The 24,319-nt window shown below is 36.8% G+C and carries 19 protein-coding genes and 1 tRNA gene; 7 read left to right on the top strand and 13 right to left on the bottom strand.

All coding sequences use genetic code 11. The annotated features are described in order from the left end of the window. Positions 1 to 135 precede the first annotated feature (135 nt). Positions 136 to 723: an RNA polymerase sigma factor gene (locus tag D0817_RS09580; RefSeq protein WP_127338178.1), complete on the top strand. Its 588-nt coding sequence runs from the start codon at positions 136 to 138 to the stop codon at positions 721 to 723. Next, the gene (locus D0817_RS09575) at positions 707 to 1,108 is read left to right on the top strand and encodes a hypothetical protein (protein ID WP_127338177.1); all 402 of its coding nucleotides are present in this window, start codon (positions 707 to 709) and stop codon (positions 1,106 to 1,108) included. Before D0817_RS09580 ends, D0817_RS09575 begins: the two co-directional genes overlap by 17 nt. 2 nt (positions 1,109 to 1,110) lie before the next feature. Here D0817_RS09575 and D0817_RS09570 read toward each other — a convergent pair whose 3' ends face one another. After that, complete coding sequence (locus D0817_RS09570) at positions 1,111 to 1,680, bottom strand: hypothetical protein (RefSeq protein WP_127338176.1); 570 nt, start codon at positions 1,678 to 1,680, stop codon at positions 1,111 to 1,113. A gap of 244 nt (positions 1,681 to 1,924) precedes the next feature. On the opposite strand from D0817_RS09570, the gene D0817_RS09565 reads away from it, so the two are divergent. Then, positions 1,925 to 2,848: a PfkB family carbohydrate kinase gene (locus D0817_RS09565; protein ID WP_127338175.1), complete on the top strand. Its 924-nt coding sequence runs from the start codon at positions 1,925 to 1,927 to the stop codon at positions 2,846 to 2,848. A gap of 82 nt (positions 2,849 to 2,930) precedes the next feature. Then, the gene (locus D0817_RS09560; RefSeq protein ID WP_127338174.1) at positions 2,931 to 4,829 is read left to right on the top strand and encodes an amidophosphoribosyltransferase; all 1,899 of its coding nucleotides are present in this window, start codon (positions 2,931 to 2,933) and stop codon (positions 4,827 to 4,829) included. Positions 4,830 to 5,359: 530 nt separating this feature from the next. Here the strand turns inward: D0817_RS09560 and D0817_RS09555 are convergent. From D0817_RS09555 to D0817_RS09540, 4 genes are all read right to left on the bottom strand, one after another. Next, positions 5,360 to 5,971 (bottom strand): superoxide dismutase, encoded by a 612-nt coding sequence (locus D0817_RS09555; RefSeq protein ID WP_127338173.1) that lies wholly within the window; start codon positions 5,969 to 5,971, stop codon positions 5,360 to 5,362. Positions 5,972 to 6,109: 138 nt separating this feature from the next. Beyond that, positions 6,110 to 6,736 carry an aminoacyl-tRNA hydrolase gene (gene pth, locus D0817_RS09550; RefSeq protein ID WP_127338172.1) on the bottom strand — a complete coding sequence of 209 codons (627 nt, stop codon included), beginning with the start codon at positions 6,734 to 6,736 and terminating at the stop codon, positions 6,110 to 6,112. Positions 6,737 to 7,583: 847 nt separating this feature from the next. Further along, positions 7,584 to 8,195 (bottom strand): 50S ribosomal protein L25/general stress protein Ctc, encoded by a 612-nt coding sequence (locus D0817_RS09545; RefSeq protein WP_127338171.1) that lies wholly within the window; start codon positions 8,193 to 8,195, stop codon positions 7,584 to 7,586. Positions 8,196 to 8,319: 124 nt separating this feature from the next. Next, a complete protein-coding gene (locus D0817_RS09540) occupies positions 8,320 to 9,261 on the bottom strand; it encodes a ribose-phosphate pyrophosphokinase (RefSeq protein ID WP_127338170.1) in 942 nt (313 codons plus the stop codon). 286 nt (positions 9,262 to 9,547) lie between these two features. Between D0817_RS09540 and D0817_RS09535 the strand changes: the two genes are divergently transcribed. After that, positions 9,548 to 9,627: transfer RNA gene (locus tag D0817_RS09535), tRNA-Leu, on the top strand. Between the two features lie 184 nt (positions 9,628 to 9,811). Here the strand turns inward: D0817_RS09535 and D0817_RS09530 are convergent. The 7 genes from D0817_RS09530 to D0817_RS09500 form a co-directional block, all read right to left on the bottom strand. Beyond that, on the bottom strand, positions 9,812 to 10,276 hold the full coding sequence (locus tag D0817_RS09530) for an OsmC family protein (protein WP_127338169.1): 465 nt from the start codon (positions 10,274 to 10,276) through the stop codon (positions 9,812 to 9,814). An 83-nt stretch (positions 10,277 to 10,359) separates the two neighbouring features. Then, the gene (locus D0817_RS09525) at positions 10,360 to 13,644 is read right to left on the bottom strand and encodes a T9SS type B sorting domain-containing protein (RefSeq protein WP_238160847.1); all 3,285 of its coding nucleotides are present in this window, start codon (positions 13,642 to 13,644) and stop codon (positions 10,360 to 10,362) included. Between the two features lie 186 nt (positions 13,645 to 13,830). Then, positions 13,831 to 15,015: an aldose epimerase family protein gene (locus D0817_RS09520; RefSeq protein ID WP_127338167.1), complete on the bottom strand. Its 1,185-nt coding sequence runs from the start codon at positions 15,013 to 15,015 to the stop codon at positions 13,831 to 13,833. 99 nt (positions 15,016 to 15,114) lie between these two features. Next, positions 15,115 to 16,623, bottom strand: a complete 1,509-nt coding sequence (gene araA / locus D0817_RS09515; protein ID WP_127338166.1) for an L-arabinose isomerase — start codon at positions 16,621 to 16,623, stop codon at positions 15,115 to 15,117. 175 nt (positions 16,624 to 16,798) lie between these two features. Continuing rightward, complete coding sequence (locus D0817_RS09510) at positions 16,799 to 17,500, bottom strand: L-ribulose-5-phosphate 4-epimerase (RefSeq protein WP_127338165.1); 702 nt, start codon at positions 17,498 to 17,500, stop codon at positions 16,799 to 16,801. Next, positions 17,484 to 19,175 (bottom strand): ribulokinase, encoded by a 1,692-nt coding sequence (locus D0817_RS09505; RefSeq protein WP_127338164.1) that lies wholly within the window; start codon positions 19,173 to 19,175, stop codon positions 17,484 to 17,486. The genes D0817_RS09510 and D0817_RS09505 overlap by 17 nt, the downstream gene beginning before the upstream one ends. 178 nt (positions 19,176 to 19,353) lie before the next feature. Then, positions 19,354 to 20,901 (bottom strand): alpha-N-arabinofuranosidase, encoded by a 1,548-nt coding sequence (locus D0817_RS09500; protein WP_127338163.1) that lies wholly within the window; start codon positions 20,899 to 20,901, stop codon positions 19,354 to 19,356. Positions 20,902 to 21,350: 449 nt separating this feature from the next. On the opposite strand from D0817_RS09500, the gene D0817_RS09495 reads away from it, so the two are divergent. Beyond that, positions 21,351 to 22,040, top strand: a complete 690-nt coding sequence (locus D0817_RS09495) for an NUDIX hydrolase (RefSeq protein ID WP_127338162.1) — start codon at positions 21,351 to 21,353, stop codon at positions 22,038 to 22,040. 85 nt (positions 22,041 to 22,125) lie between these two features. Here the strand turns inward: D0817_RS09495 and D0817_RS09490 are convergent, their stop codons facing one another. Further along, on the bottom strand, positions 22,126 to 23,124 hold the full coding sequence (locus tag D0817_RS09490) for a GntR family transcriptional regulator (RefSeq protein ID WP_127338161.1): 999 nt from the start codon (positions 23,122 to 23,124) through the stop codon (positions 22,126 to 22,128). Positions 23,125 to 23,225: 101 nt separating this feature from the next. Here D0817_RS09490 and D0817_RS09485 point away from each other — a divergent pair, with 101 nt between their 5' ends. Further along, the gene (locus tag D0817_RS09485) at positions 23,226 to 24,281 is read left to right on the top strand and encodes an aldose epimerase family protein (RefSeq protein ID WP_127338160.1); all 1,056 of its coding nucleotides are present in this window, start codon (positions 23,226 to 23,228) and stop codon (positions 24,279 to 24,281) included. The last annotated feature ends 38 nt before the right edge of the window (positions 24,282 to 24,319 follow it).

Genomic DNA, 24,319 nt, shown 5'->3' with positions numbered 1-24,319 from the left:
TATAGCACTATAATACATGTCCTGATTTTCATCTGTACTAATTGGAATTTCAATATTGGGATTTGGAATTTTAAAAATATTGATTTTTTTCACTTTCCTTGTAACCTAAACAAACAAAAGGTCGTCCTATATAATATGAGTACAGTAGAAGATCAACATTATATCAATTTAATCCTGCAAGGCGACCACAATGCGTTTGCCGTGCTGGTGAATCGTTATAAGGATATGATCTTTAGCCTGGCGCTCAAAATGGTCAAAAACCGGGAAGAAGCCGAAGAAGTCGCACAAGATACTTTTATTAAGATTTACAATTCTTTGGGCAAGTTTAAAGGCGATTCGAAATTCTCAACCTGGAGTTATAAAATCGCTTACAATACCTGCTTAGATCGTCTGAAGAAAAGCAAAAAAGAAGAAAACAATATCTCGATAGATGAGTTTTCGGCACATTTAATAAAAACAATGGACAATGCGCTAAGTGCCTTAGAAGACAAAGAACGAAAGCAGACGATTCAGAATTGTTTAAATTTACTGCCCGGAGAAGACAATATTATACTGACCTTATTTTATTTTGACGATCAGAGTTTGGAAGAAATTGGAAAAATCATGAACATTTCCGCCAACAACGCCAAGGTAAAATTATTCAGAAGCAGACAAAAATTAGCTGTTATCCTTAAAAAGCAATTAGAACCCGAAATACTAGAGTATTATGAAAGAGAGCGATAAAAATATAGAACATCTTATTGATAAAATGATGACCGAAAGTACTTTGGAATCCCCATGCATTGACTTCACTTCAAAAGTAATGGATCAGGTTTTAGCGGCTGAAAAGAGCAAAACGAAAGTTTACAAACCTTTGATTTCTAAAACAACCTGGATACTTCTGGGTGCAGGCTTAACTGCCCTGATTGCATATTCTATTTATTCCAATAGTAATACCGCTAATCTGGAAACATCTCAATTGTACCTTAATTTAGATAAAGCTTCCAGCCTGTTTTCCGGAATTCATTTTTCCAAAAACATATTGTACGCGGTTTTAATAGTACCCATTATGATTTTAATTCAGATTGGGGTTTTGAAAAATTATTTTGATAAAAAGTATGGGTTGTAGAATTATTTGAAAGAATCTTCTCTTTTAATTATAGAATATTTTACACGTATATCATCAAAACTAATATCATATTTATTTAAATATAAAAGATATTTTATCGTATAATATTCGTCTGATTTTAGGAGTGATTTATTAAGTTCTATTTGATCTTTTCTATTTGATGGTTTAGTATACTTTTTGAAGAATTTATCAAATCCTAAATTAGTATATTCTTTTTCTATTTTTGAGTTCAGTTTAAAATATCTCGCCAGCATTATTTTTTGCTCTGGATTATCAAATGCAAAATCTTTATTCAAAACGGTTTCTAAGAAAATTTTAAAAGATTTATATTTTTTTGAATAGTCAAGCTTGTAAGATTCATATAGATAATTACTATTTGTAACCAAAACTTCATTCGCGGTTGTTCTAATATATAAATCTAAAAATGAATACCTATTTATTGTTACCAGATCATTTTCCCTATCCTCATCATCAGCCAACTTCACAATCATTTCTTGAGTGAAATTTGGTTCTTCCCTGTAACAGGAAATCAAAAAACAAAGTAATATCAATACGGTTAAAATTTTCTTCATGAATGAAATTTGATATTTAAACAAATCTAACTAAATCTTCAACACTTTTTTCGAAAATAATTATTGTATTTTAAATCGAAAAAACATATTTTAAGCACTCAGACGAATCAAATATAATTTACTCATTTACAATAGTTTCAGCCCCGAAAACGATATTGTTTTTTTATGAAAATTTTGAGAGTGTAAACCGTTGCAATATTGTAACTTATGAAGTATCTTTGCACCCTAATTCGAAATTCATAAAATGAATAAATTATTGATTGTTGGAACAGTTGCTTTCGACGCGATTGAAACTCCTTTCGGAAAAACAGATAAAATTTTAGGTGGTGCTGCAACGTACATTGGTTTATCAGCATCTTTTTTCAACCTGCAATCGGCCATTGTTTCTGTAGTTGGTGACGATTTTCCTCAAGAACATTTAGATCTTTTAACTTCAAGAAATATTGATATCTCGGGTATCGAAATTGTGAAAGGCGGAAAAACCTTTTTCTGGAGCGGTTTATACCACAACGATTTAAATTCAAGAGACACTCTGGTAACGGAACTAAACGTTTTAGCTGATTTTCAGCCAAAAGTTCCTCAAAACTACAAAGATGCTGATGTTGTGATGTTAGGAAATTTGCATCCGTTAGTACAAAGCAGTGTTTTGGACCAAATGGAGAAAAAACCAAAATTAGTAGTTTTAGACACTATGAATTTCTGGATGGACTGCGCTTTACCGGAATTGCTTGAGGTAATTAAACGTGTAGACGTCATCACAATCAACGATGAAGAAGCCAGACAGCTTTCAGGAGAATATTCATTGGTAAAAGCAGCGAACAAAATTCAGGAACTGGGACCAAAATATGTCGTGATCAAAAAAGGAGAACACGGCGCACTTTTATTCCACAATAGAGAAGTATTCTTTGCACCGGCATTGCCTTTAGAAGATGTTTTTGATCCGACAGGAGCCGGAGACACTTTCGCAGGAGGTTTTTCAGGGTTTATTGCGCAAAGCGAAAACATCTCGTTCGGGAACATGAAAAACGCCATTATTTATGGTTCAAATCTCGCTTCATTCTGTGTAGAGAAATTTGGAACCGAAAGGATGCAAACATTAAGCAAAGCTGAAGTAGCGATTCGATTACAGCAATTTAAATCGTTAACTCAGTTTGACATAGAAATATAATGCCTGAGAGCCTCGATAAAACGGGGCTTTTTTTATTACGTTAATACACACAACTTACAACAACAACACAAATACAAAAAAAATGAGCGACGCGTTAAAACACGAATGTGGTATAGCCTTAGTTAGACTTCTGAAACCGCTTGAATATTACAAAGAAAAATACGGAACGGCTTTTTACGGGATACAAAAAATGTACCTGATGATGGAAAAGCAACACAACCGTGGTCAGGATGGTGCCGGTTTTGCCAGCATCAAACTTGATGTCGAACCAGGACAGCGTTACATCAGCAGGGTTCGTTCAAATCATTCCCAGCCTATACAGGATGTTTTTGCACAAATCAATGACCGTATCAACGAGGAAATGACTGCGCATCCTGAATATGCCAATGATGTTGAAAAACAAAAAGCAAACATACCTTATATAGGAGAGTTATTTTTAGGTCACGTTCGTTACGGAACTTTCGGTAAAAACAGTATCGAAAGTGTACATCCTTTTTTACGTCAGAGTAACTGGATGCACCGTAATCTTATTTTGGCAGGTAACTTTAATATGACGAATGTCAAAGAACTTTTCGAAAACTTAGTAGAGCTTGGACAGCATCCGAAAGAAATGGCCGATACCGTTACTGTAATGGAAAAGATAGGTCATTTCCTTGACAAAGAGGTCATGCAATTGTATCAGGACTGCAAACAAGAAGGCTATTCTAAAAGAGAAGCTTCTCCTGTTATTGCAGAACGTCTGGATATCGCAAAGATATTAGCCCGTTCGGCTAAAAATTTAGATGGAGGTTATGCAATGGCCGGTTTACTCGGTCATGGTGATGCTTTCGTCTTCAGAGATCCTGCAGGAATTCGTCCGGCATACTTTTATCAGGATGATGAAGTTGTGGTCGTAGCTTCTGAACGTCCTGTTATTCAGACTGTATTTAATGTGCCTTTTGAAAGTGTTCAGGAAATCGATCCGGGAAATGCTTTAATCATCAAAAAAAGCGGAAAGGTTTCGATGGAACAAATCCTGGAACCAACCGTTAAAAAAGCCTGTTCTTTTGAAAGAATCTATTTCTCAAGAGGCAGCGATGCCGAAATTTATCAGGAACGTAAAAACTTAGGTAAATTAATTTTGCCTGCGGTTCTTGAATCCATTGACAGCGATACAGATAATACCGTTTTTTCATACATCCCTAACACCGCGGAAACTTCTTTTTACGGTTTAGTTGAAGCTGCCCAGGATTTCCTGAATCAGCGTAAGAACAATTATATCTTAGAAAACAGAAATACGCTTACTGCCGAAACTTTACAGGAATTACTAGCGGTAAAAATCCGTACAGAGAAAGTAGCGATTAAAGATGCGAAACTAAGAACTTTTATAACCGAAGACAGCAGCCGTGATGATTTAGTAGCACACGTTTATGATGTGACCTACGGGGTAATAAAGCCAACAGACAATCTGGTTATCATTGATGACAGTATTGTTCGTGGTACGACTCTTAAAATGAGCATCATTAAGATGATGGATCGTCTAAAACCGAAACGTATTGTAATCGTTTCTTCAGCTCCGCAAATCCGTTACCCGGACTGTTACGGAATTGACATGGCAAAATTAGAAGGTCTTGTTGCTTTTAGGGCTGCACTGGCTTTATTGAAAGAAAGAAACTTATACCATATTGTAGACGAAGTTTACACCAAATGTAAAGCACAGGAAAACTTTGCAGATACAGATGTTATCAATTATGTGACGGCCATTTATGATCAGTTTACGCCGGAAGAGATTTCAGATAAAATTGCTGAAATGTTAAGTTCTCCGGAAATCAATGCTGAAGTAAAAATTATTTTCCAAAAAGTAGAAGATTTGCACATTGCATGTCCTAAAAATCTTGGAGACTGGTATTTCACCGGAGATTATCCTACACCGGGTGGAAATCGTGTTGTAAACAGAGCTTTCATGAATTTTTATGAAGGAAAAGACGCAAGAGCGTATTAGACAATTATTAACAAAAGGTTAATTTGTGCATTTCATCGGTTTTTTTTGCCGTTAATCTTAAATGTTTGGCAAAACAGAAAAGCTACAATACTTTTGGGAAACCATAACATTAGTAGGTTAAGTTTATGGTAGATTTGGGGCAAAAAGGGTGGAAGCAATTCCACCTTTTTTATTGGAATAAAGTCAAGGTTTTATTTCAAAGTAAGAAATTACGTATTTCATCGAGTTTATTTGCACTTCATCTAAAATATTTGGCATTACAGTATAGCTATTCTACATTTACAATACCATAACATTAGTAGGTTAAGTATATGGTAGATTTGGGGCAAAAAAGGTGGAAGAAATTCCGCCTTTTTTATTGGAGTAAAGTCTGGGGTGGAATAGAGAATAGAGAATAGAGAATAGAGAATAGAGGATAGAGGATAGAGGATAGAGTTAAGAAGATCGGGAGCAAAAAATAAACATAAAAAAAATAGACGGACAACCTTCAGGTCATCCGTCTATTTTCTTTATTCTATACTCTATTTCTACTATTTGTCTAAAGCAAATCTTCTTGCTACTTCTGTCCAGTTAATTACACTGAAGAAAGCTTCAATATAATCCGGTCTTCTGTTTTGGTAGTTTAAGTAGTAAGCATGTTCCCAAACATCCATTCCTAGAATTGGAGTTCCTCCGTTACCAGCAACTTCCGGCATTAATGGATTATCCTGATTTGGAGTACCTACAACTTCTAGTTTACCCCCTTTTTGTACTGTTAACCAAGCCCATCCTGAACCAAATTGTGTTGCACCAGCTTTAGCAAATTTTGCTTTAAATTCTTCAAAAGTTCCGAAAGAAGACTCAATTGCAGCTAACAAATCACCTGTTGGTAATCCGCCACCATCCGGGCTCATTACAGTCCAGAATAAATTGTGGTTGTAAAAACCTCCACCATTGTTACGAACTGCAGCGTTTGATTTATCTAAGTTGATTAAGATGTTTTCGATTGTTTTTCCTTCTAAATCTGTTCCTGCAATTGCAGCGTTAAGATTTGTTGTGTATGCATTATGATGTTTTGAATGGTGAATTTCCATTGTACGGGCATCAATATGTGGTTCTAATGCATCATATGCATAAGGTAATTGTGGTAATTCAAAAGCCATGATATTATGATTTTATGGTTTATAATAATTTATCCCAAATTTAAACATTTAACTTTGGAATAGAAAATACTATTTCGTTATAATTTGATTTAATTAATTGATAATCTGACTTTTTAAGCCTTAAATAGCTGTAAATCTTTATTTTCCATTAAAAGTGGTCATTGTATTTTCTAATCCGGCGGTTCCGAATGACCTGATAATTTCTGAAGCAACTTCTAAACGTTCCGGGAGTTTTGCTTTTTCTTCTTCGTCCCAATCCCCCAAAACGTAATCTACCTGCTGTCCTTTTTTAAACTGATCGCTGATCCCAAATCTAAAACGGGTGTATTGCTGTGTGTTTAAAACGAGATTGATGTTCTTCAATCCGTTATGGCCTCCGTCACTTCCCTTTGGTTTGATTCTGATGGTTCCGAAAGACAGGTTTAAATCGTCTGTAATGACAAGAATATTCTCCAGAGGAATGTTTTCCTTATCCATCCAGTATTTAACCGCTTTACCGCTTAAATTCATGTAGGTGTTTGGTTTAAGCAGTAAAAAGGTTCTTCCTTTAAATTTATATTCGGCCAAAGCACCCAATTTTACGGTGTCAAAAGAAAGGCTTTCTTTTCTGGCTAAAAAATCCAGGACTTTAAATCCTATGTTATGTCTTGTATTTACGTATTCGGATCCTATGTTTCCTAGTCCTACGATTAAATATTTTTTCATATAATCTGTGTTCTCTTCTTTTTGTATTGATGAAAACAGTTTTGTTATCCATTTTATCATGTTTGCAAAAATAGGACTAATTAGATAATATGGCAATTAGATGATTGGATAATTATTTGCTGATCTTCATTTAACCGCAAAGTATGCCGGAGTTTTATGAAAGTTCGAAAAGGTTTCATGCAGATTTGGCTGATGGAGCAGATTTTTTTTTTACATTTTGTCAGGCTGAGCGAACTTAAAAGGCCTGTAATTAGAAAATATGGCAATTAGAAAATTTTTGTCATTAACCGCGAAGAGCGCAAAGGTTTACGCAAGGCTCTCAAAGAAAAAAGGTTTCTCGCAGATCTGGCTGATTGAGCAGATTTTTTTTTTGCTCCATTTTTGTATGACTGAGCTTAGTCGAAGTTCCGTAAGTGACCCGAAAATCTACAGTGGAAATACTGTGCTGAACTTCGACTACGCTCAGTCGGACATATTGTAGACTTGCCCTCCTTTGTCCCTTTGAACCTTTGCAACTTTGATCCTCTTTTACTTATAAAAACAAAATTTCTTGCTAGCCCTGACAGCAGCGGTATCCTTTTGCTGGCTTCTTTAGTCAGGAAAAGATATAGAGGATGGCAGGATCGTCAGGTCTTGAAAAACCTTGAAGTTTCTGCTTCTAAAATTTAATAATTAAAAATGTGCCCACTATATAATTTGTTTGAACCTGTAAGATTGATAAAAAATACTCTCGCAGATTTGGCTGATTGAGCAGATTTTTATTGCTCCATTTTGTCTCAGCCTGAAATACTGCAGACTTATCCTTCTTTGTCACTTTGAACCTTTGCAACTTTTAACCTCTTCTATTTAAAACAAAAAAAAAGCACCAATCTTTCGATTGATGCTTTTTGTATAGATTTGAAAAAAATTATTTTTTCTTTCCTTTTGCAGGCGCTTTTGCAGCTTTTGCAGCCTCCTGAGCAGCTTTCATAGCAGCACGAGAGATTCTTACCTGAGCTACAACAGTATTTTCCGGGTGCATTACTTTGTATTCCGGAGAACCAACTTTAGTAACGTATAATTTGTTACCCATTTCAAGTGGAGTAATATCAGCTTCAACAAAATCAGGAAGATCTTTAGGTAAAGCTTTTACTTTTAATTTACGAGTGTTCAAACGTAAAACACCACCTGCAAGAACACCTTTAGATGTACCCACAACTTTTACAGGAACTTCCATAGTGATTTCTTTGTCATCAAATAACTGAAAGAAGTCAATGTGTAAAATTTTGTCAGACACCGGGTGAACCTGAATATCCTGTAAAATTGCATTGAATGATTTTCCTTTTCCAAGCTCAATCACAACTGTGTGTGCATTTGGAGTGTAAACCAAGTTTTTGAATGCCGCAGCCTCCGCTGAGAAATGTACTGCCTGATTTCCTCCGTATAACACGCAAGGAACCGCTCCAGCATTACGTAAGGCTTTAGTTGACACTTTGCCCACGCTTTCTCTTTCTGATCCTTTAATTGTAATCGATTTCATTGTAAAAAAAATATAGTTATTAATAAATATTCTTGTTGCTTTAAGCTTTAGGCTTTCTTTCGTAATAAATTTATTGACATTTTTTAATGCTTAAAGCTTAAAGCCTATAGCATATTGCCATTTATTACATTATAAATTTTCCACTAATGGAATTGTTGTGGTGTACCATGTGCATAACTTCAGCAAAAAGAGGTGCACAACTCACTACTCTTATTTTCTTTGACTCTCTTTTTAACGGAATAGAATCGGTAACGATCAATTCGCTTAATTTTGAATTTTCAATTTTATCGTAGGCATCACCGGATAAAATAGCGTGTGTACAGATTGCTCTAACGCTTAATGCTCCTTTTTCGATCATCAAATCGGCTGCTTTTGCTAATGTTCCACCCGTATCGATCATGTCGTCTACTAATATTACGTTGCGGCCTTTTACTTCACCAATCAGCTCCATAGTATCGATAACGTTGGCTGCTTTTCTTTGTTTGTAACAGATTACTACATCTGATTCCAGGAACTTAGAGTAAGCATATGCTCTTTTTGAACCTCCCATATCCGGAGATGCAATTGTCAGATTTTCTAATCCTAAACTTTCTACGTAAGGCAAAAAGATGGTAGAGGCAAATAAATGATCTACCGGTTTTTCGAAAAACCCCTGAATTTGATCTGCGTGCAAATCCATTGTCATTACTCTTGTTGCTCCTGCAGCATCTAATAAATTAGCTACTAATTTTGCTCCAATCGGAACTCTAGGTTTGTCTTTTCTGTCCTGTCTTGCCCAACCGAAGTATGGCATAACAGCTGTAATATGTCTTGCTGATGCACGTTTTGCGGCATCAATCATTAATAACAATTCCATCAAATTATCGGCTGTTGGAAATGTGGAGCACACGATAAAAACACGTAATCCTCTGATTGACTCTTCGTAAGACGGTTGAAATTCACCATCACTGTACGTTGACATCGTTACTTTTCCTAACGGAATCCCGTATTGTTCTGCAATTTTTTCTGCAAGATAAACACTTTGTGAACAAGCAAAAATTTTAGCTTCTGGTTCTAGGTGCGACATTATAATTTGTTGTTTTATTCCGCTGCGCTCCATCCATTGGGCTAGATTGTTTAGCCTAACCAGATGATTTGTATTTGCCTCGGATGTAGTTAGTTGTGTGTGCGTCGTTTTAACGAGGTGCAAATTTATAAAATTTATTGGACACTGAAAGGAAAATTTTAAGTATTTTTAGTAGCACATTTAATTTTATTTTTTACATTTGCACCGTGTTAAAGGAATGACGCCATTTATGACTTCATTCTATTGCGTTAAAATAATCAATTTTGATTGTTTTTTCGTCTGCTAAGCCCGGATGGCGGAATTGGTAGACGCGCTGGTCTCAAACACCTGTGGGAAACCGTGCCGGTTCGACTCCGGCTCCGGGTACAAAAACCTCTTCTTAACGGAAGAGGTTTTTTTGGTTTTATACTATTCCGCTATAGCCCAATGTTTCAACCTTGGGGTTCAGATTGTGCAAATTTGAAATGTTAGATATTATTCCTGGCATTGCTTCCAACGGTTGAAACCGTTGGCTATGTCTATAAACCTCGCTTTTTAGCAAAAACATGCTTCAGACCTCACAACACGCCTCATGCAAAACAGGGAAATTGCACGAGTTAGAAATAAAACACAATTGATTTGCTTTTTCATGTAAACTTAAAGCCAGCTGAATCTGGTCAGAATTTGAAATTTTTACTTTAGGCTTAAGCCGAACTTCAACAAAACGTCCGCTTCGGTCAGGAGAAACTTCGAGCGTGGCTTCGGCGTTGTCTGCATATTCGAGAACTTCTATTCCGTTTTGGGAGCAGACATATAAATACGACATCATATGGCAGGAAGCCAAACTGCTCAAAAGCAAATCTTCGGGATTATATAAAGCGGGATCCCCTTTGAAGGCTTTTGCTGCCGAAACATTTAAAACAGGTTTTCCTTCTATTTTAATCTGATGGCTTTTACTGTACAATTTTAAAACTGATTCCTCTTGTTTTTTTGAAGTCCAAATGAGTTCTGCTTTGAATAAATGTTTGAATTTCATGTTTATTTCAATTTTCTGCCATAATTCGATTTATTAATAAAGAAATAAAGCTGTTTATTATGCGTAATCAGGTCTGTTGTATCTTATCGCTTTAATGCAAAATGTCCTGAAAATACAACCTTATTATTTAAGTTGGCTTTAAACCAATAATCATCAGACGGCATTTCTTTTCCGTTATAAAAACCATTCCATCCAAAATCATTTTCAGACAGCTCCGTCAGTAATTTACCATATCGGTCAAATATTGTTATTTTAGAATTTGGAAATTTATGGATGCTTTTTATTTGCCAAAGATCATTATGCCCATCGTTATTTGGCGTAAAGAATTTCGGGTAATCAATCACGGTAACCTCTTTTGAATCACTTCCACAGCCTTCTTTGTCTCTTACATAGGCAACGTAGGTACCGCCGGGAACATTAGAAAAATAATTGCTGTCCTGATAATTGGTCCCGTCTATAGAATATTCAAAATCACCATACCCTTCTGCTATAATTTCAATAAAATTGTCTTCTGACAATTCCTTATATTTTACTTCTTTAATAGTTGGAAGTACTGACCGTATTAATTCAAATTCAAAAGTATTATCACAATAAATGTTGTTTTTAATTGTACCCACCACCAGCTTATACTTTCCTGCGATTACTAAATCAGCTTCATTAGCATTTGAAATAACATTCCCGTCAGGAGATTTCCACACATAGCTATCTAAATCAGCAGCAACACTTATATGCAGCGAAGGTTCCAAATTACATAAAAAGTACGTTTTTTCGATTTTTACAGTTGGTAAATCATTTACAATTAGGTCGAAACTTGTTTCAGCACTACAAAGACTGTTTATTTCGTTGTCTACCCTGACTTTTATAGTTTGGGATTTTGCCTGGGTATTTTGAAATAATGCCGGAAAAGGAGTCGGCAACTGATTTCCGTTACTGTCAAAATACATTATTTTCAGACCGGATTGGTTCCCTGTAATTTCAGTTTCTAAACCGGACATATCAAAAGTGGAAAAACCATTACCTTCATCACAAGCATACTTAGCAGCTGGTTTAGTAATGAGGGTTTGTGAAGTTGTTTTCAAAACTAATGGTGTTTCTTTATAACAGTTAGTCAGACTATTCGTTACCCTAACCGTTATGGTCTCCGTATTAACAGTTGTATTTCTGTAGGGATTGGGCAAAGGAGCCGGTAATGGATTTCCAAGAGCATCAAAGTAAGAAACTTTCATTCCGGTTTGATTTCCTAAAACAGCAGCTTCAACATTTGAAGTATCAAAATATTCTGAAATACCATCCTTGTTGTCATCACAGCCTATTATGTCTTGCAAAAGGTTTGCTTTTGGCAAAGGATTGACAATTAATTTAAAGGTTGTTTCGCCAGAGCAATTTGTATCAGTATTAGTTAGTTTTACTGTAATTATTTCTTCGTTGGCAATTAAATTGGTAATTGCATTTAGCGGAGATTGTATTTGCTCCCCATTTGAACGATAAAATTCAACCTTTTTATTCGTTGCCGTTCCTATAATTGCAGCCACTGTTTGTTGTAAATTAAACACAGTAAAACCATCTGTATCATTATCACATTCTTTTACGTCAGCAACAGCTAACTGCGGTAATGGGTTTATGATTAAATCGAAAGTAGTTTCAGAATAACAGCAAGGATTATCATCATGAGCAACTCTTACCGTTATTGTTTCCCTGTCTTTAACTGTATTTGTAAACGGATTTGGCAATGTGCCATATTTGTTGCCTTTACCGTCGATAAAAGTAACTGTTTTTCCTGTTTGTCCTCCTAACACCTGCTTTGTAGTCGTTGAAGTATCAAAAGAGGTCGAAAATCCGGTGTTCAAATTATTTTCACAAGCATAAATATTATTAATTCCATATGCTTTTGGCGGCTCACTGGATTCAATTTTTTCCGTTAAAACTTCGCGTGTTCCGTCTTTTGCAATAACCGAAGCCGTCACCGCGTATTGGCCATCTGCCGAAAAATCATGAAAAGGCGATAAGTCTGTAGAAGTATTCTTTGCTCCTGAATCCGGATCTCCAAAATTCCATGAAATCGAGGCAACTTTCGACTGATCACTAACACTAAATTCTTTTAAAAATTCAGAACAAATATTGGAAATGTTCATTTCAAAAATATTATTTCTGACCTGATTTACATTTCCTGTTACATTGATATAAAAATTAGCTTGTGGTTTTCCAAAATCAGCAGTCGAAACATATCCGCTTCCAAGATCAGGATATCCTCCTATAGCAGTACAACCCCGTTGCCATGATACATCATCATTTTGTGTTGTACCCGCTATAAAAGCAACGCCGTCTCCGTAAACAATCCCTTTATGAACTTCTACCAAAATTTTTTTCACACCAGCCGGAATTTTGATTGGTTTATCAAAATCTAACTGTACAATCTGGGAATTCTCATCAATATTGGCTCTAAGCTCTTGCTCCTGACTGCTTCCTATTAATTTTTTCTCAGAAAAAGAACAAGGAAAATTATCATCTATCTCATAGATATTAAAACCAACTTTAGCCGAATAACCCGTTTTATTTATTCCAACCTGCCCCGAATTAATTACAAATTCTTCATTGCCTGATATGCCAAAGTCTTTTAAGTTAAAAGCTCTTGCCCAATAAATATCATTCCATTTGCATGAATGTATACCGGTATCAATTAATTCATCATTGAGGTTATGCGATAATCTGGTAACAGGTCCTAAACTTTTTGTATTGAATACTTCACCTGTAACATTGATGTAAAAATTTGCATTTGGAACAGGAATAGTTAAATCTGTGGTAAGCGACAGACCATGCTCTAAATCGCAACCTAAATACCAGGATTCTCCATTGTCTTGTGCAGTACCTGCTATATAAATTTCTCCTGACTTCGGATTATAAATATCCCTGATCTTATGTACTGTAACCATAATTCTTTTAGTTCCGGCCGGAACAATTATTGGTTCATCAAAATCAAACTGAAAAATTTGCGGAGTACCATTAATAACTGTTGTTGGGTTAAAACTGCGACTTCCAAGTACTGTTCTTGGAAATGAAGAATAAAAGAAAACAGGAAAGTTGTCATCGATACTATAAACCGAAAAATATAAATTTGAACCTTCGTCAGATTTGCTAATTCCGATCTGTCCTGATTTAATCAAAAATTGTTCATTTGGCGCTATGCCAAAATCTGATAATGTAAATATCCGTGACCAGGCTTCATCTCTGTCACAAGTATACATATCCGTCTTAACAAGTGTTGTTCCAACGTTATGAGTTAAAGTTATTTGGGCATTTATGTAGTGAAAAGAGAGAAAAATAAGAAGTAAAACTGCTTTTTTAAATCTGTTTTTTTGAGTTATGACCATTCTTATTTATGTGTTTTTCAGCTGCGTTTATTTTTAAATTTTCGGATATTATCAAAATCAAACTTTCCGGTAATCAGCGTCAAATATAAGAATGAAACAGTACAAATCCAGTTTAAAATAAAAAAACCTCGCAAGCATAACTTACGAGGTTTTTCAGAGAATTGAACTAGTAAACAAATCCTAAAACTATTTTTGTACAGAAAATTTAAAAGTAGTTTTAGTTTTATAATTTTCCCCGGGATTTAAAACCGTTGTCGGGAAGTTTTTCTGGTTTGGGGAATCCGGGTAATGTTCTGTTTCCAGACAAAGTCCGGTTCGGTGTGCGTATGTACCACCGTTACGTGTTGGTAACGTTCCGTCAAGAAAGTTCCCGGAGTAAAACTGAATTCCGGGTTCGTCGGTTGTCATTTCCAGCACTCTTCCGCTTGCGGCATGATATACTTTTGCAATAATGGTTTTTCCTTTTTCAGGATTATTCAGTACCCAGCAATGATCGTATCCTTTGCCTCTTTCTAATTGCTCGTTTTTAGCTGCGATGTCTTTTCCAATTAATTTTGGTGTTCTGAAATCGAAAGGCGTATTGGCAACATCTTCTAATTTTCCTGTCGGAATAAGTGTTGCATCCACCGGAACTAATTTATCTGCATTCAAAGTCAATTCGTGATCTAAGATTGTTTTCGAAAAATCTCCCGATAAATTGAAATACGAATGCTGCGTCAGATTCACCACTGTTTTCTTGTCTGTTGTTGCTTCATAAAGCACTTCTAACTGATTGTCACTGGTCAAAGTATACGTTACAAAAACCTGTAAGTTTCCGGGATACCCTTCTTCTTTATCTTTACTCAGGTAGGATAATTTTAAAGAAGCCGTTTCGCCGGATTTTACCTCATCGGCTTTCCAGACAACGTTGAAGAATCCCTGCGGTCCACCGTGCAAAGCATTTGATGCATTGTTTATTGCTAACTGATATTCTTTTTCATCTAAAGTGAATTTCCCTTTCGCAATTCGGTTTCCGTATCTTCCAATCAAAGCTCCAAAAAACGGATTTTCTTTTTCGTATTGTGCCAAAGAACTGAATCCTGTTACTACATTTTCAGAAACACCGTCTTTATCAGGCACTTTTAAATCTGTAATCCTGCCGCCAAAAGTGATGATATCAACTTCCATCCCATTTTGGTTTTTCAATTTATAGCTGTCAACTTTTTCTCCTTTTGCAGTTGTTCCGTAAGCCGATTTTTCTATAGTAACGGCATCCTTTTTATCAGAAGCAACCGTTTCAGTATCTGCTTTTTTATCGCTTTTGCACTGAACTGAAACTGCAGCCAAACTCAAAAGGCTTATACCCAAAATGCAACGTTTTAATACATTCATAAATGATATTTTTTAATTGGTGTAAAATGTTAGATGTTAAAAGTTAAAAGTACAAAAAACTCTGAACCTTTGTCACTTTGAACCTTTGCCGCTTAAAAATTACAATCCATGCTGAAACAAATGATAATAAGCCTCATTGGCATTAATCTTATCTTTAAAGTCTCTTACGGTAGTTCTTTCATCAATAACCAACAATTCGATTCCGGCAATATCCGCAAAATCTTCCATGTATTCTGTGGTGATCGCCTGGCTGTAAACGGTATGATGTGCTCCTCCGGCTAAAATCCAGGCTGTTGCCGCGATGTCAAGGTTTGGTTTACAATCCCATAAAACTCTGGCCACCGGTAATTTTGGCAATTCTGCCATTGGTTTAACCGCTACGACTTCGTTAACAATCAGACGGAAACGATTTCCCATATCTACTAGAGAAACATTGATGGCTTCCCCGGCAGGTGAATTAAATACCAGACGCGCCGGATCTTCTTTTCCGCCAATGCCTAATGGGTGCACCTCACAAGAAGGTTTTGCATCAGCAATTGACGGACAAATTTCCAGCATATGAGATCCTAAAACATAGGATTTTTGTGGTGTAAAATGATACGTATAATCTTCCATGAAAGAAGTTCCGCCTTCCAACCCCACATTCATGACTTTCAAAGCTCTGACCATTGCGGCGGTTTTCCAGTCGCCTTCGCCACCAAAACCGTATCCGTCTGCCATTAATCTTTGTGTGGCAATTCCGGGTAATTGTTTCCAGGCACCCAGATTTTCGAAGGTATCGGTAAAGGCTCCAAAACCTCCTTCTTTAAGGAAAGCTCTTAGCCCTAATTCTATTTTTGCGGCTTCAGCCAAAGAGCTTCTTTGTGCACCGCCTTGCTTTAAAGAATCCGTTAAAGCATAAGAGGATTCGTAAACGGCTAACAAATCGTTCAATTGCTGCTCCGTAACTTTGTCAATATATTTCGTAACATCTGAAGAATCATATCCGTTAACCGACATTCCAAAACGAATCTGGGCTTCGACTTTATCGCCTTCCGTAACGGCAACTTCACGCATATTGTCTCCAATACGGGCTACTTTTAGGTTCTGAAGTTCATCCCATCCTAAAGCTACTCTTGTCCAAACCCCTAATTTGTTTAAAACTCGGTCGTCTTCCCAGTGTCCCACAACCACTTTACGTTTTTTACGCATTCTGGACATGATGAATCCAAATTCACGATCTCCGTGTGCCGACTGGTTCAGGTTCATGAAATCCATGTCGATACTTCCCCACGGAATTTCTGCGTTGTATTGTGTGTGTAAATGGCATAATGGTTTTTTAAGGATATTCAACCCGCCAATCCACATTTTTGCCGGAGAAAAAGTGTGCATCCAGGCAATAATACCGATACAGTTTTTAGCCGAATTTGCCGCCAAACAAACATTTAAAATTTGCGCAGGGGATTTTACTACCTCTTTATAAACTATCTTTACCGGAATATGAGACGATCCGTCTAATCCTTTTGCGATTAGCTGCGAATGCTCCGCCACTTTTCTCAGTGTTTCTTCACCGTATAACTCCTGGCTTCCTACTACAAACCATACTTCTTTTTGAGAGATATCAATCATGTCTTTTATTTTGTTTCAAGTTTTCTTTGTTTCAAGTTTCAAGTTTTGAATCGTGGAAAATCTTTGTTATCTATTGTTTTGTTATTTTTCGTTTCAGGTTTCAGGTTTCAGGTTTCAGGTTTTCTTTGCGGTTCCAATAACCTGAAACAAAAAAAACCTGAAACCTGAAACAACTTTACTGTCCGTAATACGAATCTTTTCCGTGTTTACGGTTGTAATGTTTCTTTATGAGCGAATCCTTCAGTCTTGGTGCGTTTGGATTTATTTGTAAAGTAAGGTAGGCCATTTCGGCTACGACTTCCAGAACCTTACTGTTGTAGACTGCTTTTGCTGCACTTTTTCCCCAGGCGAATGGACCGTGATTGCCGATCAGAATCATTTCTACTTCTTCGTACGAAAGATTTTTTTCCTTGAAACAATCCAGAATCTGGATTCCGGTATTGTGTTCGTAGTTTCCTTCAATCAGGGAATCGGCCATTGGAGGAGCGCACGGAATATCAGCCGTTAAATAGTCAGCATGGGTCGTTCCGAAAATCGGAATATCCTGTTGTGCCTGCGCCCAGGCCACCGAATAGGTTGCATGCGTATGAGCCACGCCACCAATATTTGGCCAGTTTTTGTATAAATACGCATGGGTTTTAGTGTCAGAGGACGGACGCATTGTTCCTTCAATAATGTTATTGTCAAAATCGACAATCACAATATCTTCCGGTTTTAAATCTTCGTAAGGAACGCCGCTCGGTTTAATGGCAAAAACGCCATTTTCCCTATCCACAGCGCTTACATTTCCAAAGGTATACACCACCAGATTCAATGCATTTAACTGCATGTTGGCTTCGTAACATTCCTGTTTTAAATCTTTATATCGTGAACTCATGTTGGGATAATTTAATCGTTGGATCTTCAAAAGCACTTAATTGATCGTAACCAATCAGTAATTTGTGATACGCTGCGACCTGGTCTAACTGAGGGAAATATTCCCCGTCAAAATCGCTTCCTATTTTTTGACTGGCTTCAATTACGTTTGGATAAATTCCGGCTGCTACTGCTGCATAAATCGCTGCTCCTAAAGCCGGAGTCTGGTCTGAGGCTGCAATTTTGATTGGCTTGTTTAAAACATTGGCCAAAGTCTGCATGATAAAAGGAGATTTTCTGGCAACGCCTCCAATTCCGATAACGCTGTCGATTTTTACGCCTTCTTCTTCAAAACGATCTACAATTTTCTTCGCTCCAAAACAAATGGCGTTGACCAGTGCTTTGAAAATATGCGGTGCTTTTGTTCCTAATGATAAATTTGAAATGGCGCTTTTTAGTTCCTGATTGGCATCCGGGGTTCTTCTTCCATTGATCCAGTCTAAGGCGATTGGAAGAGTTTCGGAAACCGGGATTTTCTCTGCCTCTCTGGTCAGTTCAACAATTAATTTATCGCTGAATTCTTCTCTTAATTGTTCTTTTTGTTCGTCATTTAAAACTGTCGAAGCCGTCAGTAAATGATCGGTCGGCCAAAGCAACAATTCTTTGTACCAGGCCAGTAAATCGCCAAAAGCAGATTGCCCCGCCTCTAAACCGATAAAGCCCGGAATTACAGATCCGTCTACCTGTCCGCAGATGCCGCGAACGGTTTTGGTTCCTACTTCATCATAAGAACCCACCAGAATATCGCAGGTGGAAGTTCCCATAACGCGGACTAAAGTGTTTTCTCCAATTTTTGCGCCAACTGCTCCGGAATGTGCATCGAATGTTCCCACAGCTACCACTGTATCCGTCGAAAGTCCTAAACGATCTGCCCATTCTTTGCTCAATTTTCCGGCAACCAGATCAGAAGTATAGGTTTCATCATATAAATTGCCGCGAAGTGTGGCCAGATACGGATGTAATTTTTCTAAAAATTCTACCGGAGGCAAGCCATTCCAGTCGGCGTGCCACATGGCTTTATGACCTGCTGCACAACGGCTTCTTTTGAAGGATTTTAAATCTTTATCCTCAATTAATAAATAGGTCATTAGATCACAGTGTTCCATCCAGGTATGTGCCGCATTTTTTACCGCTTCATCTTCCCTTGCAATGTGCAGGATTTTTGCCCAGAACCATTCTGATGAATAAATTCCTCCCACATATTTCGTAACATCTTCTCCCCCCCAGCTTACGGCCAGTTCGTTGATTTCATTGGCTTCATTTATGGCTGTGTGATCTTTCCACAACACCATCATCGCATTCGGATTTTCTTCAAAACCTTTTGTCAGCGCCAACGGAATTCCTTCTTTGGTAACCGGTACAGGAGAAGAACCTGTCGTATCAATACAGATGCCGCGCACTAACGAAGGATCTACTTTACTTTCTTTCACAACCGTCTGAATTGTATTTTCCAAACCTTCAATATGATCCAGAGGATGCTGACGAAACTGATTGACAGCTGCGTCGCAATATTGTTTGTTTTTCCATCTTTTATAATGAGAAACACTGGATGCCAGCTCCTGTCCATTTTCAGTGTCAATCAGCACCGCCCGAACAGAATCTGTTCCGTAGTCCAATCCTATTACGTAATTTTTCATTCGAACTTTATTTTTAAGATTGACAAATATAAAAATAATTAATTTATAAGTGTATAAAAAACACTTAATAAAAACAAGCCGCTTGATTTTTACAAATAATGCATCAAAACAGGCATTTAAACTCCAAACAAAAAATAAACGTTGGTTTTAAATTTATTCCGTTGCGATTATTTCACGTTTATTTTCCTTCGACGACTATTACGGAGAATGGCGGAATCGTAATTTCGAGTTTACCTTTCTTGTTTTCAAAGTCTTTAAAGGCAACCGGGACAATTTTACCGGGATTTTCGAATGAATTATAGTCCTGTATTTTTTTAGATGTTATGATTTTTCCTGAAAAGTTTTTAACGCCCAGCTCTGTTGTGTCTATCTCCACTTTATTGCTGTTTTTTGAATCGATGTTGACCAGTGAAATATGAACCAGGCCGTTTTTATCTTTAGAAGCTGAAGCCGAAATCGCAGGAAGTGTTTCCCCGTTATAGGAATACAGCGGTGACTGGAAATTTATTGGCAATAATTTCGCATCCTGATGTACGCTGTACAATTGCATGACATGGTAGGTGGGTGTTAAAATCATTTTTGCTTTATCGGTCAGGATTACAGCCTGCAATACATTGACACATTGGGCTAAATTGGCCATACGGACCCTGTCGGCATGGTTGTTAAAAATATTCAGTGTGGCACCGGCCAGCACTGCATCTCTCAGGGTGTTTTGCTGATACAAAAAGCCCGGGTTTGTTCCTTTTTCAACATCATACCAGCCTCCCCATTCATCCACAATCATGGCCACTTTTTTCTTCGGATCGTATTTATCCATTATGGCGGAATGTTTGGTAACGAGTTCTTCCATCTTCAGCGCTTCTTTCATTGTTTTGAAATACTGTTCTTCGGTATAGTCGACAGCATCTCCTTTTTTATCCCAGTTGATTACGGAATAATGATGCACGCCAATTCCGCCCAGAAGATTCAGGGGAATATTTTTCATTAACGTTTCTGTCCAGTTATAATCGGAGCTATTCGATCCTGATGCAATACGGATCAGCCCTTCTTTATTGCCCCAATCTGACATAAAAGTGGCATATTTTCGATATTCTCCGGCATAATAATCCGCTGTCATATTTCCTCCGCAGCCCCAGGCTTCATTTCCAATTCCCCAATAGGTAACTTTCCACGGTTCTGTTCTTCCGTTTTTTTTACGCAAATCACTCATCGGACTTTTACCTGCAAAGTTGGTATACTGAATCCAGTCTGATAATTCCTGAACCGTTCCGCTTCCCACATTTCCGGATAGATAAGGTTCTGCTCCCAGTAATTCACACATGTTTAAAAAATCATGGGTCCCAAAACTGTTATCCTCGGTTACGCCACCCCACCACTGGTTGACAATTGTGGTTCTTTGCTCTTTTGGACCAATGCCGTCCTTCCAGTGATACGTATCGGCAAAACAGCCTCCGGGCCATCGCAGATTTGGGATTTTCAGGTCTTTTAAGGCTTTAATAATATCGTTTCTGACTCCTTTTGTGTTTGGGATTTTCGAAGTATCGCCTACAAAAAATCCACCATAAACAGAACGTCCCAGATGTTCTGCAAAGTGACCGTAAATGTTTCTATTGATCGTTGGCGCATCCGAAGCGCTTTTTACGGAAATTATTGTCGTTTCTTTTTGAGCAAAAGTAGCCTGACTGCAGAAAGTAAAAATACAGGAGATTAAAAAAGAGTTTTTCATAGTATTTATTTTAAGAATTGGTGGTTTTCTATTTTGATAATCTGCTTATGCTTTCAATCCGGAAAACGAATTTTACACAACATTAGATCGAATTTTTTCCCTTTAAAAAGCTGGAAAAAAGCACTTCAAAACAACAATTAAGTGTTGATTTGACATTTGTAAATATAGTTAAAATAATAACTAATGGTCAGTTTAACCATTAATAAAAACATATTTCGCAAAATATTTGGTTAAAATTTTAAAAATGGTTTTAACTTAAATTATCATCAAATAGATAACTTTGCACTAAATTTGACCGCGGGAAGAGAAAAGCAACATCTGATTTTCATCCTGAACAATTAAAAAAGCAAAGCATCTATTTTTGAGTATATTTATTAAGTGTAAAATCAACATTAATAAATTATGAAACATAGGTGGAAGTTTATATATTTACCAATAAATAACAGAATATGCTAAACAGTTATAGCTCTGCTGACAAAGCTTTATTAGCAGTAGATTGTATCATTTTTGGATTCGACCATGAGGGGTTGAAAATACTTTTAATCAAAAGGGACTTTGAGCCCGAGAAAGGAAAATGGTCTCTGATGGGCGGTTTTTTAAAACGCGATGAAATATTGGACCGTGCGGCTATCCGAATATTAAATACCTACACCGGTCTTCATGATATTTATATGGAACAGCTTTATGCGTATAGCGAAATAGACCGTGATCCTGTGGAGCGTACGATCTCTGTTTCGTATTATGCCCTGATTAATATTGAAAATCATAATGCAGAACTGATCCAGAATTATCATGCAAAATGGTTTAGTATCAATGAGATGCCAAAATTAATTTTTGACCACGACGAAATGGTTCAACATGCCATAAGAAGACTGCGATACAGAACTTCCATCAAACCAATTGGATTTGAATTGCTGCCTGAAAAGTTTACCATGCGTCAGCTACTGGAACTTTATGAAGCTATTCTGAGCAAGGAACTGGATAAAAGAAATTTTATCAGTAAAATTAACTCTCTTGAAATCTTAAATAAGTTAGAAGAAAAAGATATGGGTTCTTCCCGTAAAGGTTCGTATTTGTATACTTTCAATAAAGAAAAATACGAAGAAAAACTATTGAATGACTTTGTGCTGAATTTGTAAATTCTACCAAATAAAAGCCGAAAACAAACCCTGAAAGCCCGAAACTTTCAGGGTTTGTTTTTTAAATAATGAGGCTGCTGCAGCGTTACAAAGAATTCCGCATAATCAAGGATGATTTATTCTCGATTTGTTCTTTGTTTCCTTTCAGAACCATTTCGGCCAAAATTTTTCCCATGGCTTCAAAATGGGTTGAAATTGTAGTAATTCCGTTTGCGACAATTTTTTTCAGCGGTGTTTCATTATAGGAAATAATACCAAAATCGCTGCCCAATTTTAAGCTTTGTTTTCCCGCACTTTCGATTACTTTTACCAGATCCCGGTCATTCGGAATAATATAAAGGTCTCCGGTTGTGATTTCTCTTCCGGTAAATTCGGTGATGATTTCGTATTCAAAATGATAGGCGGTACAAAAATCCTCAAAGCCCAGTTTCATGCCCAGAGGTTCCCTGAATCCCGGGAAAATCAAAATCAGTTTTTTGTATTTATTCAATCTTGATTTCGCTTTATACAATCCTTCAAAGATATCTTTTTGGTGATTTTGATAAATGGCCGGGTACAATTTCAGGTTTTGATTGGTCTGATCCAGTATGATTACCTCATTTACTGGTAGGGTTTTTACAGAATCTACTATATCGTTTAAGTTCGTCGGCATAATAATGTATTTGGTGTAATTTCCGTTGCTGTCATTTATTAGTTTTTGAAATACTCTGACATTAAAATGATGAAAGAAAATATCGACCTGGACATTCTTTCCAATGTTTTTCAGGAACGAATTGTAAATGTCTTCCTTAAAAATATTCAATTCGTCAAAAAGCAAAAAAATCCTGTGTTTTAGGGTAGTCTCGACGCTTTTTACATAATAGCCTTTGCCCGGAATAGCATAAATAATCCCTCTTTTTTTGAGTTCATCATAAGCCTGTAAAACCGTATCGCGCGATAATGAAAAAGCCAGGCAAACTTTATTGACGGAGGGCAGCCTGTCTCCTTTTTTTAATTTTTCCTCTTCAATAGCTTTCTCAATTGAAAGAATTATCTGTTTATATTTTGGAAGCCCCAAATTGTTTTGTACAGAAATTACGTTCATAAAAATAGTTTTTGGGCACAAGATACAAAAAACTGGTAGGTACTGGTATGTGTTTTTTTGAAATGTTTCTATTTTTGGATTTCATTATTGGTAAAAATAATATGAAAATAAAACATATATCTCATTTTCAGAATCTATCCGATTACAAATTGTTTGGTTTAATGCCTGACAACGAAGAAATCTATTCTTTTGAATTGACCAACAAAAACGGAATGAAAGCGCGGCTTATCAATTATGGAGCAACGGTAACTTCTTTGCTGGTTCCGCTTTCAAATGGTACGCTGAAGGATGTTGTTTTAGGTTTTGACGATCTGAAGTCTTATCTGGAATCCTATAGTTTACCAAGCGCTCCTTATTTTGGTACCACTGTTGGCCGTTATGCCGGAAGGATCCACAATGCTTCTTTTGTGATCAATGGAAGTACATTTCAACTACCGGCCAATAATAATGGCAACGCGCTGCATGGCGGTAATTTTGGTTTTGGAAGAAAAGTATGGAATGTCGCTAATGTAACTTCCGGTGAGAATCCTTCGATTACTTTTGGTCTTCTAAGTGACGATTCCGACGAAAATTTCCCCGGAGAAATGCATGTCTACCTGACATATACCTTAACGGAAGAAAACGAATTAAAACTGGAATATAAAGCAACCACAACCGAAGACACCGTTATAAACCTGACGCATCATAGTTATTTCAACCTCAACGGTCATGATTCGAATGTTTTAGATCAGGAAATGTTTATCAAATCGGTCAAAATGCTGGAAACGGATGAGAATAATATTCCAACAGGCAATTTAACGGATCTCACAGGCCATGCCTTTGACTTCAGAACATCCAAAAAATGCCCTTTCCCGATTGATCATTCTTTTGTAGTGAATTCGAAAACTGAAGTTATTGCCAAATTAATCAGCTTAAAAAACAATTTACAAATGAGCGTTTACACCGATCAGCCGAGTGTTCATATCTATGTGGGCGGGAATTGTTTTGGCCAGCTGAAAGGAAAACAAAATGCAGCCTATCATACGTCAAGCGGAATCTGTTTTGAAACACAAAATTTTCCGGACGCACCGAATCATAAAAATTTCCCGAATTCAATCCTCAAGAAAGGACAAGAATACCGTCAGAAAACGGTTTACCGATTTGAAAATATAAACTAAGTTTTTAAAATATAACTACACAACAACACTTTACAATT

The organism is Flavobacterium cupreum (genome assembly GCF_003996965.1).
In the GTDB taxonomy this organism is placed as follows: domain Bacteria; phylum Bacteroidota; class Bacteroidia; order Flavobacteriales; family Flavobacteriaceae; genus Flavobacterium; species Flavobacterium cupreum.
The sequence above is the reverse complement of the archived record's forward strand: the minus strand, read 5'-3'. Positions and strand labels throughout refer to the sequence as shown.

Excerpts from the sequence above, each read along its gene's own strand:
- D0817_RS09500 (WP_127338163.1), bottom strand. The coding sequence starts at position 20,901 with ATGAAAAACTCTTTTTTAATCTCCTGTATTTTTACTTTCTGCAGTCAG.
- D0817_RS09580 (WP_127338178.1), top strand. The coding sequence starts at position 136 with ATGAGTACAGTAGAAGATCAACATTATATCAATTTAATCCTGCAAGGC.
- D0817_RS09520 (WP_127338167.1), bottom strand. The coding sequence starts at position 15,015 with ATGAATGTATTAAAACGTTGCATTTTGGGTATAAGCCTTTTGAGTTTG.
- araA (WP_127338166.1), bottom strand. The coding sequence starts at position 16,623 with ATGATTGATATCTCTCAAAAAGAAGTATGGTTTGTAGTAGGAAGCCAG.
- D0817_RS09575 (WP_127338177.1), top strand. The coding sequence starts at position 707 with ATGAAAGAGAGCGATAAAAATATAGAACATCTTATTGATAAAATGATG.
- D0817_RS09540 (WP_127338170.1), bottom strand. The coding sequence starts at position 9,261 with ATGTCGCACCTAGAACCAGAAGCTAAAATTTTTGCTTGTTCACAAAGT.
- D0817_RS09560 (WP_127338174.1), top strand. The coding sequence starts at position 2,931 with ATGAGCGACGCGTTAAAACACGAATGTGGTATAGCCTTAGTTAGACTT.
- D0817_RS09530 (WP_127338169.1), bottom strand. The coding sequence starts at position 10,276 with ATGAAATTCAAACATTTATTCAAAGCAGAACTCATTTGGACTTCAAAA.
- D0817_RS09545 (WP_127338171.1), bottom strand. The coding sequence starts at position 8,195 with ATGAAATCGATTACAATTAAAGGATCAGAAAGAGAAAGCGTGGGCAAA.
- D0817_RS09565 (WP_127338175.1), top strand. The coding sequence starts at position 1,925 with ATGAATAAATTATTGATTGTTGGAACAGTTGCTTTCGACGCGATTGAA.
- D0817_RS09555 (WP_127338173.1), bottom strand. The coding sequence starts at position 5,971 with ATGGCTTTTGAATTACCACAATTACCTTATGCATATGATGCATTAGAA.
- D0817_RS09490 (WP_127338161.1), bottom strand. The coding sequence starts at position 23,124 with ATGAACGTAATTTCTGTACAAAACAATTTGGGGCTTCCAAAATATAAA.
- D0817_RS09570 (WP_127338176.1), bottom strand. The coding sequence starts at position 1,680 with ATGAAGAAAATTTTAACCGTATTGATATTACTTTGTTTTTTGATTTCC.
- D0817_RS09505 (WP_127338164.1), bottom strand. The coding sequence starts at position 19,175 with ATGAAAAATTACGTAATAGGATTGGACTACGGAACAGATTCTGTTCGG.
- D0817_RS09485 (WP_127338160.1), top strand. The coding sequence starts at position 23,226 with ATGAAAATAAAACATATATCTCATTTTCAGAATCTATCCGATTACAAA.
- D0817_RS09495 (WP_127338162.1), top strand. The coding sequence starts at position 21,351 with ATGCTAAACAGTTATAGCTCTGCTGACAAAGCTTTATTAGCAGTAGAT.
- pth (WP_127338172.1), bottom strand. The coding sequence starts at position 6,736 with ATGATAAAATGGATAACAAAACTGTTTTCATCAATACAAAAAGAAGAG.
- D0817_RS09510 (WP_127338165.1), bottom strand. The coding sequence starts at position 17,500 with ATGAGTTCACGATATAAAGATTTAAAACAGGAATGTTACGAAGCCAAC.
- D0817_RS09525 (WP_238160847.1), bottom strand. The coding sequence starts at position 13,644 with ATGGTCATAACTCAAAAAAACAGATTTAAAAAAGCAGTTTTACTTCTT.